The 19,820-nt window shown below is 61.3% G+C and carries 23 protein-coding genes; all 23 read right to left on the bottom strand.

Features of this window, described 5'->3' with window-relative positions:
* Positions 1-2,490, bottom strand: a complete 2,490-nt coding sequence (locus tag LIS66_RS27575; RefSeq protein WP_227974587.1) for a phage tail tape measure protein — start codon at positions 2,488-2,490, stop codon at positions 1-3.
* Positions 2,491-2,636: 146 nt separating this feature from the next.
* The gene (locus tag LIS66_RS27570) at positions 2,637-2,948 is read right to left on the bottom strand and encodes a phage tail assembly protein (protein WP_227974586.1); all 312 of its coding nucleotides are present in this window, start codon (positions 2,946-2,948) and stop codon (positions 2,637-2,639) included.
* A gap of 11 nt (positions 2,949-2,959) precedes the next feature.
* A complete protein-coding gene (locus LIS66_RS27565) occupies positions 2,960-3,463 on the bottom strand; it encodes a phage major tail tube protein (RefSeq protein ID WP_227974585.1) in 504 nt (167 codons plus the stop codon).
* A gap of 12 nt (positions 3,464-3,475) precedes the next feature.
* Positions 3,476-4,642: a phage tail sheath family protein gene (locus LIS66_RS27560; protein WP_227974584.1), complete on the bottom strand. Its 1,167-nt coding sequence runs from the start codon at positions 4,640-4,642 to the stop codon at positions 3,476-3,478.
* A 103-nt stretch (positions 4,643-4,745) separates the two neighbouring features.
* Entirely contained in the window at positions 4,746-5,300 is a 555-nt protein-coding gene (locus tag LIS66_RS27555) for a DUF4376 domain-containing protein (RefSeq protein WP_227974583.1), read from the bottom strand.
* Positions 5,297-7,132 (bottom strand): phage tail protein, encoded by a 1,836-nt coding sequence (locus LIS66_RS27550; protein WP_227974582.1) that lies wholly within the window; start codon positions 7,130-7,132, stop codon positions 5,297-5,299. The genes LIS66_RS27555 and LIS66_RS27550 overlap by 4 nt, the downstream gene beginning before the upstream one ends.
* On the bottom strand, positions 7,125-7,733 hold the full coding sequence (locus LIS66_RS27545) for a phage tail protein I (RefSeq protein WP_227974581.1): 609 nt from the start codon (positions 7,731-7,733) through the stop codon (positions 7,125-7,127). Before LIS66_RS27545 ends, LIS66_RS27550 begins: the two co-directional genes overlap by 8 nt.
* A complete protein-coding gene (locus tag LIS66_RS27540; RefSeq protein ID WP_227974580.1) occupies positions 7,708-8,616 on the bottom strand; it encodes a baseplate assembly protein in 909 nt (302 codons plus the stop codon). Before LIS66_RS27540 ends, LIS66_RS27545 begins: the two co-directional genes overlap by 26 nt.
* Positions 8,613-8,939 (bottom strand): GPW/gp25 family protein, encoded by a 327-nt coding sequence (locus tag LIS66_RS27535; protein WP_227974579.1) that lies wholly within the window; start codon positions 8,937-8,939, stop codon positions 8,613-8,615. The genes LIS66_RS27540 and LIS66_RS27535 overlap by 4 nt, the downstream gene beginning before the upstream one ends.
* A gap of 5 nt (positions 8,940-8,944) precedes the next feature.
* Positions 8,945-9,160 carry a hypothetical protein gene (locus LIS66_RS27530; RefSeq protein ID WP_130901833.1) on the bottom strand — a complete coding sequence of 72 codons (216 nt, stop codon included), beginning with the start codon at positions 9,158-9,160 and terminating at the stop codon, positions 8,945-8,947.
* A gap of 55 nt (positions 9,161-9,215) precedes the next feature.
* On the bottom strand, positions 9,216-9,791 hold the full coding sequence (locus LIS66_RS27525) for a phage baseplate assembly protein V (protein WP_227974578.1): 576 nt from the start codon (positions 9,789-9,791) through the stop codon (positions 9,216-9,218).
* Positions 9,788-10,300, bottom strand: coding sequence for a hypothetical protein (locus LIS66_RS27520; RefSeq protein ID WP_227974577.1), 513 nt, complete (start codon positions 10,298-10,300; stop codon positions 9,788-9,790). Before LIS66_RS27520 ends, LIS66_RS27525 begins: the two co-directional genes overlap by 4 nt.
* On the bottom strand, positions 10,275-10,622 hold the full coding sequence (locus LIS66_RS27515; protein WP_227974576.1) for a hypothetical protein: 348 nt from the start codon (positions 10,620-10,622) through the stop codon (positions 10,275-10,277). Before LIS66_RS27515 ends, LIS66_RS27520 begins: the two co-directional genes overlap by 26 nt.
* 35 nt (positions 10,623-10,657) lie before the next feature.
* Positions 10,658-10,972 carry a hypothetical protein gene (locus LIS66_RS27510; protein ID WP_227974575.1) on the bottom strand — a complete coding sequence of 105 codons (315 nt, stop codon included), beginning with the start codon at positions 10,970-10,972 and terminating at the stop codon, positions 10,658-10,660.
* Between the two features lie 64 nt (positions 10,973-11,036).
* Positions 11,037-13,106: a ClpP-like prohead protease/major capsid protein fusion protein gene (locus LIS66_RS27505; RefSeq protein WP_227974574.1), complete on the bottom strand. Its 2,070-nt coding sequence runs from the start codon at positions 13,104-13,106 to the stop codon at positions 11,037-11,039.
* Entirely contained in the window at positions 13,045-14,577 is a 1,533-nt protein-coding gene (locus LIS66_RS27500) for a phage portal protein (protein WP_227974573.1), read from the bottom strand. Before LIS66_RS27500 ends, LIS66_RS27505 begins: the two co-directional genes overlap by 62 nt.
* Positions 14,574-14,792, bottom strand: coding sequence for a primosomal replication protein PriB/PriC domain protein (locus LIS66_RS27495; RefSeq protein WP_227974572.1), 219 nt, complete (start codon positions 14,790-14,792; stop codon positions 14,574-14,576). Before LIS66_RS27495 ends, LIS66_RS27500 begins: the two co-directional genes overlap by 4 nt.
* Positions 14,783-16,867 carry a phage terminase large subunit family protein gene (locus LIS66_RS27490; protein ID WP_227974571.1) on the bottom strand — a complete coding sequence of 695 codons (2,085 nt, stop codon included), beginning with the start codon at positions 16,865-16,867 and terminating at the stop codon, positions 14,783-14,785. The genes LIS66_RS27495 and LIS66_RS27490 overlap by 10 nt, the downstream gene beginning before the upstream one ends.
* Positions 16,830-17,384: a terminase small subunit gene (locus tag LIS66_RS27485; RefSeq protein ID WP_130901841.1), complete on the bottom strand. Its 555-nt coding sequence runs from the start codon at positions 17,382-17,384 to the stop codon at positions 16,830-16,832. The genes LIS66_RS27490 and LIS66_RS27485 overlap by 38 nt, the downstream gene beginning before the upstream one ends.
* Positions 17,385-17,564: 180 nt before the next feature.
* A complete protein-coding gene (locus LIS66_RS27480) occupies positions 17,565-18,305 on the bottom strand; it encodes a hypothetical protein (protein WP_227974570.1) in 741 nt (246 codons plus the stop codon).
* A gap of 18 nt (positions 18,306-18,323) precedes the next feature.
* Entirely contained in the window at positions 18,324-18,704 is a 381-nt protein-coding gene (locus LIS66_RS27475) for a hypothetical protein (protein ID WP_227974569.1), read from the bottom strand.
* Between the two features lie 121 nt (positions 18,705-18,825).
* Positions 18,826-19,143, bottom strand: coding sequence for a phage holin, lambda family (locus tag LIS66_RS27470; RefSeq protein ID WP_227974568.1), 318 nt, complete (start codon positions 19,141-19,143; stop codon positions 18,826-18,828).
* Positions 19,144-19,373: 230 nt separating this feature from the next.
* The gene (locus tag LIS66_RS27465) at positions 19,374-19,820 is read right to left on the bottom strand and encodes a hypothetical protein (protein ID WP_227974567.1); all 447 of its coding nucleotides are present in this window, start codon (positions 19,818-19,820) and stop codon (positions 19,374-19,376) included.

Here is a 19,820-nt window from a genome sequence, read left to right as displayed (position 1 = left end):
TCACACGTGCGGCGCATCGAACAGATTGCGGCTTTCCTGCTGCTTGGCCATCTCGCGGTAATACTGATCGAGCTGCGGTTTGATCTGCGCGAACAGTTGATTGCCGTCCTTGACGTCACCGTTGACCGTCAGTGAGAACGGCGCATTGATCGCCACGTTAGACTCGACCTTTGGCGCCGGCGCACTGGCCGGCGCTGCCTTGGCCAACGGCCCCAGCTTGGCGTCGGCACTGGCCTCGGGCAGCATCATCGAGCGGGCCACATCGCCGGGCTTTGCCGAGGCACCGGCCACTGGCGCAGCGCCAGGCGCGGCCATCATCAATGGCGTAGCAGGCTTGGCGAAGGACTTGGCGATATCGCCCATCACCGGCGCAATGTCCTTGCCGGCGTTGGCCATCATCAACGGCCCGGCGTCCGGCATTTTCTTCGCCGCGTCATCGGCCCCGAACAGCGATTTGCCGACAAAGCCGCCCAGGGAGTCGCCGCCCATGTTGCCCAGCACGCCGCCGATCAAGGCGCCGATCGCCGTACCGATCACAGGCACGACCGAGCCGATCGCCGCACCGGCCGCCGCACCGGCGAGGGTGCCCGCCAAACCGCCGGCCGCTGCACCGTAGCCCTCGGCTTTCTCGTCCTGAGTTTCGGCGTTCTGATAGGTGTCATAGGCCTTGAAACCAGCGTCAGCCACCGCAAGAACCGCCGTGCCTCTTACCGCTGATCCGATGCCAATGCCACGGCCGACACCACGACCACCAGCCCTGCCTTTGCCCTTGCCCCCTTTACCTTTCTTGCCGTCGCCGGCATCCACGTCGGCGCCGTCCAGACCGCCGCCCGCACCACCGGCCGGCAGGTTGGTCACAATCACCTTTTGCGGGATGTTCGGATTACCCATCAGCGAGCCACGGCCGATATTCATCAATCCTTTGGCCACCTTTAGGCCGCTCATGGCCGTAGACAGCCCGAGGATGCCAGCGGTGGCCAGCCCGATCGCTGACACCAGTCGCGGCGACTCGTCGGACAGCTTGGCCAGCCCGCGCGCGACAGAGCCGATCCCGTCTACCACAGCATCCGTCACCGGGCGCATGGCGTCGCCGATCGCGCGCATCGAGTCGTCAAGACTCTGCACCATTTCCGACTGCTTTTGCGCCGACGACTGGCGGCGTTCTTCCAGGTTCTTATCGAGAATCCCGGTCGCGCTGGCCGATTCCTTTTTCAGCTTGTCGTAAAGGTCCTTGTTCTGCATGTACGCAGTCAAAGCGCCCTTGACCTGCATGTCTGCGAACAGGTCGCCGGTACGCAACGCCGATTCCAGCGAGGCGATCATGGCCTTGGCTTTCTCGGGGTCCGATTCCTTGCTGATTGCAGCCGTCGCCTTGGCCATTTCGGCGGCCTTCTTGGGGTCGGTCGCCTCAATGTATTTTTGGGCCAGCGCAAAGCTGGATTCCAAGGTGGACTTGCCATTTTGCAGGCCGGTATTCATCGAGCCTTGATAATCGATGCCGGCCTTCTTGTAAGCCGCCACGGTATCGTTGGAACCGATTTTCTCCATCCAGTTTTTGAGGTTGTTCGCCGCCTCGTCGGATCCGCCGGCCGTCTTCATCTGCACCTGAAGCATCGAACCCAGTTGCGTCACCGAGTCCATGCCGGTAATGCCCAGCTTGCCCATACCCGCGAGCAGTTCAGGGAACCAGCGCGCCATGTCGGCCGCTTCAAAGCTGCCCGCCTGCCCTTGGTAGGCGATCGCCTCAAGTGCCTTTTGCATCATTGCGGGGTCGGTGATCTTGGCGTTCTGCCCCAGGGCATTGATCATCCGGGCGGTTTCCGTGCCGTCCGAACCCTGCCCCACAGCGAACTTGGCCGCCGTCGGTGCGTAGGCCAGCGCCTTGTCCAGCTCCATGCCGGCACCTACCAGGGCGTTGACCACCTCGGCCACCTGATTGCGCGCCATGCCGGTATCGCGCGACGTGTCGATCACGGTCTTGGACAGCGTCGCCTCTTCGGGCGTGTTGGCAATGTTGGACTTGATCGCAATGTCACGAATGATCGCGCCGTAGTCCGCGCTGATCTTCGTCGGAACGGCCATCAGCGCCGTGGCGGCTGTCGCCCGCCCGATACTGCTGCGCATCTGCTGCTTGCCTTCGTCGAGCTGCATGTGCCCTTTGGCCTTCAACTCGGCGCCCTGCGCAATCTTGCCCATTTGGGTGTAGGCCTTGCCGAGGTTGCGAACCTCAACGCCCTGTTTTTTCAGCGCGGCCAAGTTGGCTTCCAGCTTCTTGCGCAGATCCTCGGCGCCCTTCTCGCCGGCCATGTGCGCCTTTCGAAACTCGGCCTGCAGGCGCATGGTTTCGCCAATGGTCTTTTCGAGGACCCGGGCCTTTTTACCGGTTTCTTCCAGCTTCTTGATACGGCCGGTGGCGTCCTTGAACGCCGCTCCCAGCGTCGAGCTGACAGCCCCGCCAATCACCAGACCGAGCGCTAGTTTCTTGCTCATGTGCGTGCCCTATGTTCACCGAGTTAAAAGCGGCTCAATCCCTGAGCCACCACAGCATCCGGTCAAAGGGCATGGCCTCAATCTCGGCGGCAGAGAAACCCGTCTCTCTCGCCAAGGCCTTGGCCGCTACCCGTTGCGTCTCGGCGTTAAAGTTCATCCTCTTCGACCAGGCGAAAATAGCCGGCCTGCAAGCGGTTGTAGTTACGCAGGCTCAGGGCGGCAATCTCCTGCTCTGTCGCCTGCAACAGGCTGCACAGAACGTTGATTTCGATCTGCTCGTAATCGCCCTTAGCCGTCGCACTGGCGGCCCGTTGATCGCGAACTGTCGGCGCACGCATGGTCAACTTGTCGACCTTGATGCCGCCAATGTCGGCAAAGCCTTTCAGGTTGATCACCACGCTGTCGTCACTGACCGCCAGCCAGGACGGATCTTTCTTTTCTGCGTTTTCTTGGGTCATGTTCTATTTCCTTACAGGCCGAGGGCCGAGCGTTCAGCGGCCAACTGGTCTACACCATTGACAACCATGGTCATTGCGAGCGGGTCGATCTCGTACATCAGGCGACCGTCAATTTCGAGCTTGTAATACGTGAGCTTTACGGCGTGCTTGATTTCGCCCACGGTCGCCGGTTTCCAGTCGCCCATGTCCACCTCTTTCACGCCGCCGCGCATGGTGACGATCACCGGCGTAATGCGGCCTTTCAGATCCGCGAAGGCGCCACGAAACGTCAGGCTCGTGGCCGTCTGGTCAGCCAGACCAAAGAACTTCAGCGCCTCGCGGCGCACACCGTTGGTGGTAAAGGCCGATTCGATCTTTTCCATGCCCACGGCAAACTCGATCGGGGCGAACATACCGCCGCCCTGATAGTCCTCGGTTTTGAGGGTCAGTTTCGGCAGCGTCAGGGTGGGCACGTCGCCGGAGAAGCTGACGCCGTCCACAAACAGGTTCATGTTTTTCAGAACTTGAGGAATCATTGGTAAGCCCCCTTAGGCTGGTTCAAGCACTTCAGTCATCCACTGATCGGTGACTTCGAAAAGGAAATTCGGGTTTTCTGCCGGCGGCACGTCGGTGAAACGGATGCGCCAATACACCTTGCCCTGGGCGATCTGGCTGGCCGTGTTCAGTTCGGTGTCGGGGAACACTTCAAAGTTGATGATCGCGCCCTGGGCTTTGAGGTCGGCCATGAACGCGTTGAGACCGTTGGTGACATCGGTCACGTAGGTCTTGGTGATCGAGCGGTCGACCGCCCATTTGTGCCCGGCCTGCACCGCGTCCATGAGGATGAACAGCGTGCGAACGCGGGTGACGAATGCCCACTTCGGATCGCTCGACAGCGTGCGGTTGCCCCACAGGCGGTAACCGTCATCGCGAATGATCGTGGTGATATTGGCGTTATTGAGCAGGTTGGCCCGGCAAGTCTCGTCGCCGTCCAGGTACTCGACCGCGCGACCGGTTCCGGTGATGCCGGTCAACTCCTTGTTCGATGGCGAAGCCCAGAAGCCGTATTCAGCATCCGTCCACGCGAACAGCCCCGCCGCCCAAGCCGAACCGGGCGCGTCGACGGTCTTGCTGGTGACGGTGTCCCAATACTTGACGCCCGGGTCGACCATGAACAGGTTGCGACTGCCGAAGTTATCGGCGTAGGCCATGGCGGCCTCGTCGGTCGTGCCAGGGCCGTCGATGATGCCGATGGCGCGCAGCTTCTGCGCCACGCTATCGAGCGCCGTGGCCACCGCCTGAGTCGCGGTATGACCCGGCGCGATCAACAGTCGCGGCTGCGCATTGAACAGGCTTTTACCGTCGAGCAGCGCCTGTAACCCGGTGCGCTGGCCCGAGGCCAAAACGCCGCCGATGATCGCCGAGGTTTGCAGCGCCGCGTCTTCCAGCTTGGCCACGCCGATGGCAACGATCACGGCTTTAGCCTTGGCGTAGATGGCCTGACAGGCCTTGGTGATCGCCGAGTCAGGGCCGAAAGCCGCGATGGCTTCGCGCTCGGTGGTGATCAGTTTCAGCTCGCCCGCCTTGGCCGTGCCACCGCCCAGAACGCCAGGGGTGAAGGTGTCGCACAGACCAATGATCGAGGACGACGGCAGCGAGATGGTGCGCGCGCCAGTGTCGACCGACGTGGTCGTGACGCCGTGAAAGAAAGTCATAAGGCTCGTTCTCCAGAAACGAAAAAGCCCCGCATGTGCGAGGCTGTGAGGGTGTTCGTGTTACGCGTAACGGAAAAGAAAACGCCCCGTCAGTGCGGGGCGTCTATTGCAGCTCTGCCGGATCAGGCGGCAAGGAATCCGGCCAACCTTGCGACAGCATTTCGTCGTGATACTCGCCGGCCTCGATCGCGCGCAACAGCGCAAACTCGCGGTCAAAGCAGGCTTGAACGTGCGCCCGCACGGCCTTGGCAATCGTGATGATTTGCGCCGCGCCGATTTCGACAAAACCGTCTGCCGTCTTGAAGTTGCAGCGGTAGTCAGGATCGAGGACGGCGGACAATCCCGTACTGGCGATCAGCGCCTGGCTGTCGCGAGTTGTCTCGATGGCCAGCCCCTCGACCACGACGCCCGTACCCTCTCGGCGGAAGCGTTCGGCGGCAACCACTTCGGCGAGCGGCAGGGGGGCGACCGCCAAACCCGGCGCCGAGAACTGCCAAGCGCCGTCGACCTCTACCGCCTTCCAACCCGCCGCCGGCATCGGCTCGATGCCGTCAACACACACCCACACCATGGAAGGGTGATACAGCGCCGTGATATCGCCGTCAGTCTCGATCAGCTCAAACACCTGCTCGCCGTAGACCCGCGCATAAATACTCATGCCCACTCCTCAACATCGATCCAACCATCAGCACCGTGACCGCCGCGCAAATGCGCAGGGTATGAAGGAAGCGCAACGGCACCGCCGCCACCCGACCCCGGGTTGACCGCATCAGCACCCTGCGAACTGGTTGAGATTGAATTACCCCCCGGCCCCATTTCACTCGGGCCGCCCTCGCCAGATACGACAAAGTCAGTTTTTGGCCCAATGACGCCACCACCACCCTTGCCCTGCCCATTTTTCACAGTCGCGCCGACCGCCGGTTGTGAATTCGGGGTCTGGCCGAGGTACAGCGGCGGCGCCACGTTCGCCGACAACCCACCACCGATACCGCCCGGCGCGGTGACATGTGATCCGAACGAAGTGGCCCCGCCGTTGTTACCCGGACCAACCAGCACACCGGTGCCGCCCTTGCCGATCGTGACCATCACACCGTCGAAACCGCTGGTGATCCACGTATCAAATGGCGCCCCCGCACCGCCGCCGCAGCCGGCGGAAACCTGACCCGCCGCGGTTGATGCTGCACCACCGCCAGCAGCGCCTGCCCCCTGCCCCCTCACTCGAATTTTGATGGTTCCAGGCGTCGACCAGTAAATCTGGGTCGCCCGAATTCGACGCAGACCTAGAAAACGCCCGGTCGCCTTGCGCACTTCATCGGCCAAAACACTGACGTCAATCACGCCCTGATTAACCGGCGCACTCCAAGCCTTGATACACCACATCACCGCGACGTTGCGTGGACGGGTTACGCCACCGGCAGACGGGTACGGGCTATAGCTCACATTCGCCGAGGTGAAAGAGATTCCGACACCGGGATAATCCGAATCCTTGTAGGTATCCGCCTGCGCCTCGACTGGAGTACCTCGCACAATGTCGACCGATTGCCCGCCCGTATAGTTACTGTCGAACACGGCAAGCGTACCGAGCTGGGCGCTGCCAATGGCTCGCCCCGTATCAATTCCCCGGCCATGATCCCAGCCGCGCAGAAATTCGGCGCGCAGATCCGGCAAGCGGAAATTGCCGGCGCCCTCGTTGCCCTTGTTGAAGGCTGTCCCGAGGAAGGCCGACAGATCCGGGTAAGCGGCGACACTCTTAACGCTGCCGTCCAGCTCCAGAAACCCGGCCGGCTGCTTGTCGACCGGGAACGACACAATGGCGCCAACCGGCATGGCCGTGGCCTTGGCGATCAGCGCGTCGACCTGTGCCGACGTATAGCTGTCGGTGATGCCCATGCCGGCAAGCGTTGCGGGGTTGTCTCCCGACACTACGAGCCCACGGTCGTTAGTCTTGATCCGGGTCCACTGGCCCGGCGTTTTGTTCTTCGGCAGCACCTCCAGGATCGCCGCGTCGACGTAGGACCGCGTGGCCAGCACCACGGCCGGGTCAATCTTGAGCTGAATGTTGCCGGTGCTGGTGACGATGAAGTTCATCCGCACGATTTGCGTACGGCCCGAGCCTTGCGACAGCAACGGCTTGAAGCTGGGCGCGCAGTTGGCCACCGCCACCAGATCGCCGTCAGCATCGTAGAGGCCGATTTCGCGAATCCACTTACCGCCCTCGTCGGCCGGGATGATCTGCTCAGCGATGATCACCGCCGGGTTTTTTGGGTCGACCAGCAATTGATTCAGCGGCTGACGGCGCCACTCGTTGAGCAGTTCGGTTTGCCCGGCCGAGGGCACCGGGTTGGGCGGATTGGCCAGCCCGTTCGGGTTGGCATCCCCTACGCCCATTTGCGTGATCAGCCAGGGAATGCCGAGCGCGTCGGCGTTCGCCTGCTTGGCCATCCCCACATTCGTAAGGATCGCGAAAAACTGCGAATTCGCATCAATCATAATAAACGTCCAGGGTGTCTATGGTGTGTTCGCGGCCGACCACGCCGAAGCTGCCAGTCACCTCAATGTCACGCATGACGGGCGGGTAAACGTCGATTTCGTCGCCTTCGTAGACGGACACAGCGATATTCAAATTGCCTTGAGTTTCCAGGCTGATCGCCAGCCCGGTCAGATGCCGGGTGACGGGTTTGGCGTCGTCAATCAGGCGCTCAAGCTCCTGATACATTTCTTCGGTGATGCCGGTATCGAGCACCCCGACCTTCAGCGCGAAGGTGCCCGGCTTGCCCTCGGGCACGGTCTTGAACCACTCGACAATCTCGATCAGATAGCCCAGCGGCTCGACCACGCGGCGCAGCGCGCCGATCGTGCCCTTGTGTTTGTGGATATAGAACGATGCCCTGATGGCCGCGCGCTTGGTCGCCTCGGACCATCGGTAATCCCAGCGATCAACCGACCATGCCCACGCCAGATGCGGCAGCAGCTCGACCGGGCAGGTGTCGGGGTCGTACAGGGTGCGCAGCGGGACAATCGTGCGATCGTAGAAAGCCGCCTCAATTGCCCGCTCCAGTGGCGTGCTATTGCTCGGCAGCAGGCTCTTCATGCTGCACCCCCATCGTCACTTCGTAGCCAGTGCACCACGCCGCCTGCGCCTTGGTAGGCGCCAGATCCTGCCAGCCCACCAACTCGACCCGGGAAACGCCGGCAATGTGCAATTGCGCGTCCACAGCCGAGCGCGCTACCTCAACCCCCAGCCGTTTGCGCGGGTTGATCCACGCCGCAAGGCGTCGTTTCGCTTCGGTCAAACTGGCGTCACCCTCCGGGCCGGCGCTGCTCATGTGCAAGATGGCGTCAATCCGGTACTCAAGAATTTCCGCGCTTTGCACCTTGACCCGATCGGCGACCGGCCGGGTGTCTTCGTCATCCAGTGCCAGCCGGACAACGTTCAAAAGCTCGGGGCTGGCCTCGCCTTTCCCTTCTGTGCTCAGCACCGTTACCGTAACGTTGCACGGCGCCGGACTTTCGGCCGAGGCGTCGGCCACCAGACCCGAGGCGTTACGCGTGTGCAGGATGTAGCTGTTACGCGGCCCCGCCGTGGTCAGGCCCTCATAAGCCAGTTGAATGCGTTCTCGGTAAGGGTCGTCCTCTTCCAGCACTTCAGGCACTGGCGGCGTGGCCGTCAGGTCTTCGGCTTGGATCACCAGGCGCGGCAGATTGACGTTGCCGCCAAGCTGATCGAGGTCACTTTTGATCGCGTAGGCCAGCAGCAGCGCTTTGGCCCCGTCGTTGACCCGGGCACGGTTGCCGAGCTTGTTATAGGCCCCGACTTCCAGCAGCTTGACCACCGGATCTGATTCAAGGTTGGCCGTCCAGTTGTCGCCCATGCTCCCGCGAAACATGCTCAAGCTGTCTTCGAAGGTTTGTTCGAAGTCCAGCGGCTCCAGCACGTCCGGCGCAGGCAGCGCGGACAGATCCAAGATACTCATGCGCTCACCTCGGCCAGAAAGTCGTCGCCCAGGTATTCGCCGGCAACAATCAAATTAATTTTCCCGCCTAGCACGGACTGCACTTTCACGCTCTTGAGCTTCACGCGCGGCTCCCATCGTCCGAGCGCCCGCGCGGCCTCAGCCTGCACCGAACTGATCCAACCGGCGTTAACCGGCAGATCCACATAGGTGCGTAGCTTGCTGCCGTAGTCGGGCCGCTCCCGGCGACTACCCAACGGAGTGCTGAGAATGTCGCCGATGGACTGAATAACGCTGTCGATGCCGGTAATGGGCTGGCCGGTCTGGCGATCCATTCCGATCATCTGCGTTACTCCTGGGCTTCAAGTTCGGGATGGGATTTCAGGAACGTCACAGCCTGTTCATCGGACGCCGAAACATCGACCGAGGCCTTGACCACGGCGAGCGTGCGATTGGTGCCAGGGATGCACAGGGTGCGCGAGGTAAAGACCGTATCGCGAAAAGTCAAACGCAGATCCGTCGACGTCGACGCATCAGCGCCGGGCGTTGCAGTGGCCTTGGCCATGGGTTTCCTCCAGACACAAAAAAGCCCGCACTTGGCGGGCTGCATGGTTGATTGATCAATGCTTGTGGTGATTGTCGCTATTGCCGGCGGCCATAATGTTCGCGTCGCCGTCGATGTTGCCCGTTACGTGTAACGGCCCGTCGATCTTGACCGGTCCTGTGATGTTCACAGCGGCCTCGATGTCGACCGTGCCAGACTTCACCGTCACCGCGTTATCCGTAACGACCAGTTCTGTACCGCCGACTTTGATTGTCACGGTCCCGCTGGGCACGGTGATCGTGTAGCTGCTTGCCTCCCAGTCGTAGACCAGCGAACCGCCATCATCAAACCGCCAGACCTCGACATGATCGCGATTGTCCGGCTGGGCGCCGGCGTTTCCGTACAGACCCGGGATAAACGTCCCGATGCCGGCCTGCCCGCTGGGGTTGAACAAAACCCCCTGCTCGCCCAGGCTCGGCGATCGCCAGTGCCGCGCCTTGCCGGCCGCGAGGCTGTGCCAGCGCACCCAGGCGCTCGTCCACTCGCCATTCGATACCCGAACCGCACCAGCCGCCAGATCAACCCCCACGACTGCACAGGGCATCACCATGGCCGCAATCATGCGGTCATGCTCCCCGCTTGGGTAACTCACGGCAGATCCTCCGGCGGGAAAAACTCCGGCGCCTTGTCAGCGTTGAAACCGAACATCAGCGTACCCGGCGGCTCGTCTGGCCAAGGCCATTCAAAGTCACCGACCTCAAAGGTTTGCGTCCACTGCACCGACCACATAACGAACTGCTCAAGGTCTGGCATCGGCGCCTCGGGCTGGGCGTGGATGTTCTCCGGCGGGCCGGTGATGAAGTCCAACCCCCAATACTGGTAACTCAGTATCGAGGTCATTTGCGCCGCCAGAATGGACGCTTGCAGCGAGGCCTTTTTGCGCGTTGCGTCGACCAGAATGCACGACTGAAAACGACCGATCAGCGCCGTTTTCCCTTCGCCGCGATCGGTGCCTAGGGTCATGTCCGTCACCCCGAAAAGCAGGGCCGGCGTTTCCACCAAAGAACCCAGCTCGGGGAAGTGCTCGACATGCAGGAACCGAGGCATGGCCGCCGCGATCGTGCTTTTCATCGCCTCATGTAATGTCGTCAGTTCGCTCATTGCCCACACTCAACACCAGATCGACCATGCCGGCACCGTCGGGCTTCAAGCGGCTGACCTTGTACTGGCCGCCGCCCAAGTAGACCGGCAAATCGATGGTAAGAAAGTCGCCCTTTTTGATATCAGGCACGTCGACCAACCGCACGGTTAGAGTCGGCTCCAGCACCGCGTCCGCATTGATCGCCGAACCCAAGCGCACCGCCCCGCCCTTGCCGCCGCCAATTTCGGCACCGACAAACGGCGAGGCAAAGGCCCCTTTGATCGGGCGGCCGTCGGCCAGCGTCACCGGGTCGCCCAAGCGATCTACCAGCACGGCGTCCATACGGGCCGCCAGCTCACGAAAGCGCCCGGCGGTCATCACTGGATCAGCAACGCATTAGCGAAGCCGCCAACGGCGTCAGAGGTCAGCTTGCCGAACGGCACCGAATCGGCGACACCCGGGGCCACCAGCACGCCGGCCAGCACATTGACCTTCTGACCCAGCAACAGCGCGCCCTCTGCCGGCAAACGCCACTCTTCATCGGTGATGCCGACCATCTTGGTGCCACTGACGCCGGTCGACGTGGGAATAACCACCATGTCGTTCAATACCAGCGGAACACCCGAAAACGCCCCGCCAACCGGGGCCGTGAAGTCCACGGTCTTACCTGTACCAACGTGATTCTTGGCCATGCCAATTACTCCTTTGCAGAAATGAAAAACCCCGCACAGCGCGGGGTTCCGATGGTTCGGCCGATTACTTGCCGAGCGACTTGTTCAGGCCACGAGAATCGAGCGGGGCCACGCCGGCATCGATCCGCACCTTGCTGACCACACCGTCAACGGTGAAGCCTTGGGTCTGCTCGATATACGGCTGATCCACACCGTCCAGATAGGCGACCTCGATAGTGTCGGTTCCTTGTTTGGCGGCCAGATACCACTCGATCGCCGAAACATCGTCCAGACGCGGCTCGGCGATCACCTCGGCAAAGTTGCGGATCGGGTTGTCGATGCCGGCATTGCTTTGCGCGCCCGGTACCGAGGCGGAACGAATCAACTGATTCGCCTTGTCTTCCAGGCACACCGGCACCAGCACAAAGCCCGGGCGGATGTTCAAGGTGCGCGACTTGGTGCCTTCGGCCGCTGGCGACTTCTGCAAGGCCATGGCGGTTTTTGCAGCACTCAGCGCCTCGATCGACAACGCAGATCCGGCGCCCTTCAACAGGTTTTTGCGATCGTCGTGATACAGCGCCTTGCCGTCGCTCAACTTCGGTCCGGTGGTCAGCACGTCGTAAACCAGATCGCCGATCGTGCCGCGCGCCGCCAGACCCATGTTGTAAGGCACGGTACTGAGCTGATCGAGGTCATCGTTGATGATCGCTTGGCGAGTGATGCCGAACAGCTCGCCGTAGGTGGCCAGACGGATCGCTTCGCCGCGATCGCTGGTAGTGATGTACTTGTACTCAGCACCTGGGCGAACTTCACGCAGGCTGCCAAAGGCGCCCATGCCCACACGCTTGACGGTTTTGAAGTCGCTGAGACGGCCTTTCTTCGTCCACTTGTCGAAGGTTTCCGGCGCTTCGTCCCAGCCCAGCAGCACCGACTTGCCGGCGATATCGAGCAGGATGTTGCCGAAGTCGCTGGAGTCGTGAGTGAACGCCAGACCCACCATCTGCATCGGGTTGTACGATGCCACGACAATGCCGCGATCGGTCAGCGACGCCCGGGCCAGCTCGCGCAGGCTCATGTAGTTATAGGCGTTGTCCTTCTGCACCTCGGCCTGACCGATGCGACTGGCGATCGATGCACGCACCGAGTCACCCACCAGATTGCCGTTGGAAATATGGCCGTGAATGATCTGCGAACCGGTTGGAGTGGTCCCGGCGCCCATCGCTGCCAGCAGCTTCGCGTTGGCCGTTTCGATCGTGCAATTCACGTCATTCAGGCACTCGGTCAGCAACGCCGCGTGAGGCGCAGCAAACGGCGCTGCAAACGCGGCGGTGATCGCCGTGCGGCGTGTGCCTTCGTCGGCCAGCGCCTGAGCGCGGATCTGCTCGGGCGTCTGATTCGCCGGCGGAGTGACCGCCGCCGGCGGGGTGACTGCTGCCGGTGGCGTAGCCGCCGGCGGCGGAGTGACCGAGGCGCGCGGCGGGGTCAGCAGATTCTTGAAGTCTGGTGGCATTTTGGTGAACTCCTGCATACGTTGCGAATTGATTTGAGCGAAGGCCTTGAGAGGTTCAAGAATTTTGTGCGCGAAACCGGCCTCCACCGCCTCGCTGCCAAACATCCACGTTTCCGCCTCGAGCAAGGCGTGGATTTCTTCAGCGGTCTTGCCAGTAGCCTCGACATACGCCTGTACCAGCGAACCCTCGACCTGATCGAGCAGCTCGGCATAGCGGCGCATGGCCTCGGCATCACCGCCCTGAATTCCCCACGGCTTATGCACCATGATTGCCGCATTCTCGGGAATGCTCCGGGTGTTGGCCGCCATGAAAATCACGCTGCCCATGGACGCAGCGAGGCCGCCCACCACGCCGTCAATGTGGGCCGGGTGATGCTTGAGCATGTTGTAAATCGCGATCCCGTCGAACACCTCGCCGCCGGGTGAATTCACGTACATATTGATTTGTGACACGTCACCGAGCGCCTTGAGGTCCTTGGCGAATTGCTTGGCGGTGATGCCCCACGCGCCAATTTCCCCCTCGATACGCAGTTCCGCGATGCTCGCCGACAGCGCACGCATCGAGTACCAGCTTTCACCGACGTCAGTCGTCGTCCCCACTGACGCCCTTGGCCGCATCAGCGGCAGGTTTTTGCGTTTGTTCATTGGTCTGATTTTTCCCATAGAACTTGTGATAGGCGTCCGAGCTGAAGACCAGCCCTTTCTCCCGGTTGGCTTTAATCTCCGCTTCACGCGAACGCTTCAGCTCCTGCGGATTGCGCTGACGTGCCCGGGCCACTTCGGCCTCATCGGCAAAGCCGCTTTCAGTCAGCAGGTTCCACGCAGTCGCCTCATGCACTGGGTTGATCCACGGCATCACCGGCCCCTGATAGATCGCGCCGTAAACGGTCCGAGGATCGACGTCATGGGGCACTTTGATCACGCCGCTCATGATCGCGACGCGCAGCCAGTTGCGATAAACGCGACGGCACCAGTAGTCGATAAAGTCGTGCTGCAACTGGTCGTAACCCAGTTGGGCCTCGACCAGCTCCTGCCGCTGGGCCGAATACGTGCCGTCATAGCTGCGCGCCAGACTCGAATAGCCAATGCGCGCACCGGCCGCCACCGCTTTGAGCTGGCCATTTCGGAAGCCTTCAAGGAAGGGATTGGGCCGATCGCTTTTGATCATCCCGACCTCTTCACCGGGCAGCAGCGTGTCGATCACCATGCCCGGCGCCATCTGGAATGTTCGGGCATCCGTACCAGCCTTCGGCGCCACGTAGTCGTCAGGGGAACCCTTCTTGATGTACATGGCCAACGCCGCACTGATACGCGCCGCGACCCGCTCGCTTTCCTCGTAATCCTTGATATCCGCGAGACGGGTGATCACCGCGTGTAGCAGCGGCTGGCCACGGTTCTGACCAATGCGCTTGCGGTAAGCAATGTGAATCATCTGCTCGGCGGGCACCCGCTTGGTGTCGAGCGTCATACCGCGCCCAAGCGAGTCGCCGGGATGCTGTTTCAGCAGATGAAACGCACGAACCCGGCGCCATGAATTGCGCTCGATGCCTTGGAGGATGCCCAGTGATTCGTCGTTTTTCTCCCAGGGCAGAAAGTCGTTCTCAAGCAACTCCAGCGAATACGGCACCGCGTGCAGATGCTCATAGTTTGGAATCTTGCCCACCAGCTCCTGAGCCAATGACTCGCCATCGCGCAGCCACGTGCGGCAGACGATTCGCTCCATCTGCGGCCGGGACAACTCGCCGGAGGCCTCCGGTTTCAGCGACCATTCCCCCCAGTGCGATTTGACCAAGGCGGCAAATTCCAGATGCACGTCGCCGGTCAAAGTCAGCGGGATCGGCTCGACAGAAATGCCCGGACCTCCCACCACCCGCTCTTCCAGCCGGTCAAACAACCCGGTGACGATGTCGTGGTTTTGATCCAGCGCCCGGCACTGGTCACGCATCGACTTGCCGGCATGCTGCAACGCCCGATTTGCCCCGCGCGTTTCGCGCTTGGCCTTGTGCGTGCGGCTCGGTTCGGCCGCCTCGAAAGCGCGAATGACGTGCCGGGCTTTCATGCGCTCCATAACCGCGTGCGGGAAGAAAGGCAGCAGCGCCTTGTCGACGACGTTCACGGAAACACCGCCAACGCATGCCCAGGGCGGCCACTGTCTGCCGAGTTCTGAGCCGCCACGCGACGTTCCCAAAACAGGCGGCCGGCCTGAATGTCTTTCAGATCCGACATGACCACTTTGCGGCCCTGAAAAAACGTCTCCTTGCCATCCAGCACGGCAATCTCTGCCGCCAGATAGAGATTCACCATGTCTTGCGCCGTGGGTGCTACAGCCATGCGCCTTGTCCTTTCGTGATCCACGCGCCGGCCTCGTCCGACGACGATGCAGGTTGTGGGGGTGATGGTTCGACCGTTACGCGTAACGGCTCAGGTTCTGCGGCTTGCGGCTCGCCGTCCGGCTCGGGGTCATCCTCGGCCGGCGGCACATGCCACACACCGCTCGGCAGTTGCCGCGCGAGCAAGTCCAGATCAAGGCCAAAGCGCGCCTGACTGATGCGCAGCGCGGCCAAGGCATAAACCAGACAATCGAGCGCTTCGTTGCGGCGACCGCCGGCGTCCCAGCGCTGTACGCGCCGGTGCTTGACGATCACCCACTTACGCCGCTCGGCCGTCAGTTGCCGCAATTCATCCTCGCCGCATAACTCGTCGTTGGCAGGCAAGTGCAGACAACCGGGAACACGAATCCCCGGCGCGTCTGGCTGAATCGTCAAGCGGTTGTAAATCAGCTCCTTGGCGTTATCCGTGCCGACCTCAACGAGGTAGATTCGGCCGCCCTTGACCTTCGTTTTCTTGCGTGGCCACGTCGCGATCGGCTTGCCGTAGGTCGACGCACCGAACACCGGAATGATCCAGTTCACGCCGTGTTTAATGCTTTCCTCGCGCACTTCGTCCGAGTAGTGACCGCCTTGGTCCCAGCACGCGCGCTCCAGCGTCATCACCGTGCCGTCAGCACGAACGAACCGCTTTTTCAGTTCGATGCCCACTTTCTTGCGCAGCTCGACGCTTGCCGGATCGCCCTGCAGAACGAACTTGTGAATTAACCAGGCTTCCTCACCAGCACCGAACCCCCAAAAACGACCCTCGTAACGATCGTCCTGCGTGTCGATGCCGCCGAAGATGGCGACCACCCACGGCGGCACCTCGGCATACACCTCGCGGCGTGCCTGTAGGTGCTGCCATTCCAACTGCTCGCCCTGATCTTCCTCCCAAGCCTCGCCCAACGTGGTGTTGATAAAGGTTTTGAGCTTGCCCCGGTCTTTCTTGACCTTGATCCACTCGCTGACGACTTCCGCCCAGGTGACAAACTCGGAATACACCGTCCAGATATGGAATGTCACCGAGCGCGGCGCCTGCATGGGCTTGTCCGCACTGGTGAACCACTCCATGCCGTCACGCGTCCAGATCCCGGAACGCTCACAGATGTAGCGACCGCTGGCCGACGCCGCGATCATTTCGTGATATTCGAACGTGCAGCCGTGGCCGGACTCGCATGCGTACCACGCTTTTTCGACCTGCTTGAGGTCGTTGAGCAGCCACTTGATGCCGAACGGCGTATCGGGGTCGCCCCACTTCAGATGTTGTTCCGTCTGGCAGTGCGGGCACTTGATGTTGAAGCGCAGCAGGTGCGGCGAATCATCCGCCGCCCGCGTGATCTGACAGCCCTCGCCCGTCGTTTCCTCGCCTTCAGCAGCGGGCACAATGGTCGTCGGGGTGGATCCGCGAATCGACTTCTTGAACGTGGCGCCTTCCAGACGTTTGTCGCCCAAGATGGTCGGGGCGCCCTCGCCTTCAATGTCCGCGTCGAACTTCGACAGCTCGTCGTAGATCACTTCGTCCGGGCTTTTTTCGCGGTAGTTCTTCGCCGCCGTTCCGCCCAGGCACCACAACATCTTCGCGTTATCGAAACGCTTTTCATCGAGCGTGTTATCTCGATGCTTCGTGCCGAGCCACGGCGCCAAGGCCTTTACCACTGGCACGTCGCGGATCATCGTTTCGATGTGCCGCTTCATCATCCCGTCCGCATCCCCGTCAGTCGGGCACCACGTCAGGACGTTGCGTTTCTTGTGCTGGATCTTGTAACCCATGTTGGCTACCAGCATTTTCGTATAGCCGACCCGGGCCGATTTCAGGACGTTGACTTCACGGATCAGGTCGTTGCCCATCGCGTTCAGGATCGCGACTTGAAACGGGGCGGTGGTCCATTTGCCCTCTTGGTAGGACGATTCGGACGACAGATAAAAGTGTTTGTCTGCCCATTCCGTCGCGGTCAGCGGCGGCTCTTTGTAAAGCCCTTCCAGCCCCTTGCGGACACTCTCAATCAGCGCCCTCATCCAAGGAATCGACGAACTCATCAAGTAACTCCGGCAGTTTGTCCGCCAACTTGACGGCGTCGTTTCGCGCTATGGCGACCTCGCGCTGGATAGCCTCAAGGTGTCGCGGTTCGATGTCCGGGCATTTGCGCTTGACCTTGGCATGCACGGTGTCGAGGGTTGAGCCGAGCATTGCGCTCAACTTGCCCAGGGCGAACACGGCAAAATCAACCGGCACCAGCTTTTTTGCCTTGACCTGATTTCGCATCGCTTGCCCGTCAGCTTGCTCGGTTGTCAGGCGCAATTTCTGCTGTGCCTGCTTGTACTCAATGAGCGGATCGATCGGATTACCGTCATCGTCGACAGGTTGATCTTTTGCGCCCTGATGCTTGAGCCGATTGGCCAACACCGATTTGGCGTCATAGAACGCCTCGCGGCCGATGCGCTGCACCGGGTCAACCTTCCATTTATCAAAGGCCTGCACGGAAATTCCGAGGCTCGCCGCCATGCGCGACTTGTTCAGCCACCCCGGCTGCTGAGCAATGGACTTCGTCGTCATGATTGAAACAACAACCTCGATTCAAAAATGGGTCATATGTAGCGAAGCAGCGGGGCCCGAATTACCCCCAATGGGGGTGGGGTCCGGGAGTACCTTTTGGATTTGCTCCCCCCGCCCCTGTCAAGCGAAAAGGGCACGAAAGGCGACCATTCGTCGCCCTTTCGCACCCTTGCCCCCTGATCAGCGCGCCGTCGCCTTGGCATCAGCGAATGCCTGGGCGAACTCGGCCGCGTGGTTCGCCTTCACGATGTTCTCGCCGATCTTGAAGAACGGGAAAATGGTGCGGTAGCGCGGGGCCGAGGCACTGAAGATAAAGACAGGCCGCACCGCATCACCCATGCCCATCGAGACGCGCTCCCACACGCCGCGCGTACCGTCGACCTCAGCAGAGAAATAGCGATGGGCGTTGCCCTTGGCCTTGCTTCGCCGGCTGTTCGTGGCGTTGGCCTGATACCCCGCACGCAATGACGCAGCCCCCATGCCTGACAGGATCTTGGTCATGGTGCCGCGCGACACGTTGCCGTACTGGTTCATGAATGGCGCAGTAGGCACCGCGTATTCGTTGGCCTGCATGACGCCGCGAGCGATCAGCGCCTTTTCAAAGCGCTTATGCGGACGCAGGCCGCCGGTTACCGCCTGCTGAAGGTAAACGTCAGCAGGAATGCCAGAGGCCCACGAATCCTTAAAATAGACCTCGGCCGGCTTACCGGTCGTAGAGGCCGCTTTCGTAAACAGGCTGTTAAGCGTGGTCGGTGTCGGCCGATCAAGCCGGGCCTTCATCACCGGCAGCACGCCTTTCTTGACCCGCTGGGCCAGCCGGGTCGCGGTCAATACCTGGGCGAACGGGATTTGCCGACGCTCGATATCGTCCAACTGCAACAGAGCAGTGGCTGAATCCAAATCAAAACCGACCTTGAACATGCCACCCCCTTACGCGAATCAGAACGGCCAGAACAACCCAGGACGAATACGCCAAGGCGCGCGCAGGGCAGCATTGAGAGCCGGCGCAACATCCTCACGGGAAGTCACGGTGATATTGATAGCGCCGATTTCGACGCGGGGAGACTGATCAAATTGAGCCAACTCCCCCGCCACCAGCTCGACACCCGGCGAAGCCGAAGACACCGGCGCTTCCTCACGCCATACCAGCGTGCCGAGCGGAAACGATGCGATCAGACCGCCGCAATAACCCGGACCGGCACAGAGGTGAACGCCATTGCTATCGACCTCCATTTGACCGGCAGTCACTTTCAAAGGATCGCCACCACCATCAGGAACAACGTTCCAAACCCATTTTCCTGCACTCTCAGCCTCGCTCATGCGAACCCCTCGTTATGCGTAACGGCCGGCAGCTTGCAGGCCTCAGATTCCCGACACTCGACATGCGCCGAAACGGCGAACGCCACCAGAACAACCAGAACCAGCCGCAGCGGCCGGAACATCACAGCGTCTCCGCCTTGCGCTCAGCCCAGCGCCGGGCGAACAGGCGCACCTGCTCAACGCCGAGGACACCGACCACGCCACCGACGCCATAAGACCAGCCACCACCCAAACCGGCTTTCTCAGCGCCGATACCGACCAGGAACACCAGAACACCGCCCAGCGCGGCCTCTAACAACTGGCGATCCCAGCGCGGTTCTTTGGCTTCGTAGAGAATCCGCAGATAACTCAGGACGAAGGCCAGAAGCCCGGCCAAGCCGTGATCCTTGAGTGCAGCGGCAACAATGACCCAGAAAGTCGGGTCTTTTTCTGGAGGCATGTTCGGCATCTCGTTTGTTCTCCCGATCACGGGGAATAGGCATAAAAAAACCCCCGACCTGTGTGGGCCGGGGGCTAAAGGGATGTCAGCAGATGGGTCGCCGTGTGCGCAAAAACACCACGATGCAGCAAAGAGTAGGGGAAAAGCTCACGCCTGTAAACACGTTACCTGTAAAAAACAGTAATCCTGTTTTTGGTCAAACCTGTCAACCCTGCGATTTTTGACATCAATCACAGCCACAACGCCCGTTCAAGTTGCGGCAAAACGCACGGCAATTCCCCCGCCCAAACCCCGCCGCAGCCCCGTGGCAAAGGCTTTCGGCAGTGTGCGCAGCTTTTGCTTTCAACAACTCCACGCTGCTGTTTGATCAAATCCGCGTCACGACGGATCAGCGTCAACACGTATTCGGTTGCGGTATACGGTTCGGCTCCAGAGGCCCGGAATACAAGGGCTTCAGCCAATTGCGCCGCCTCGATCGGCCCAATTCTGGCGCGTAATTCCACAACCCCGGCCGCCGCGTCGCGCTCTCGCTGCTCCCGTTTGCGCTGCGCCGCCGCACTCTCGCCGCTTTCCTCAGCGCTGTGACGCGTCACAGGATCAATCAACGGCCCTTCGACGCGATCGGTCGCCACGTCCAAGCCCCCCACCACCGCTGGCAACGTCGGCACGTCAGTCAT

This window comes from Pseudomonas sp. HN2 (genome assembly GCF_020736465.1).
Classification (GTDB): domain Bacteria; phylum Pseudomonadota; class Gammaproteobacteria; order Pseudomonadales; family Pseudomonadaceae; genus Aquipseudomonas; species Aquipseudomonas moraviensis_A.
This window is presented reverse-complemented; position numbering and strand designations above follow the sequence as displayed.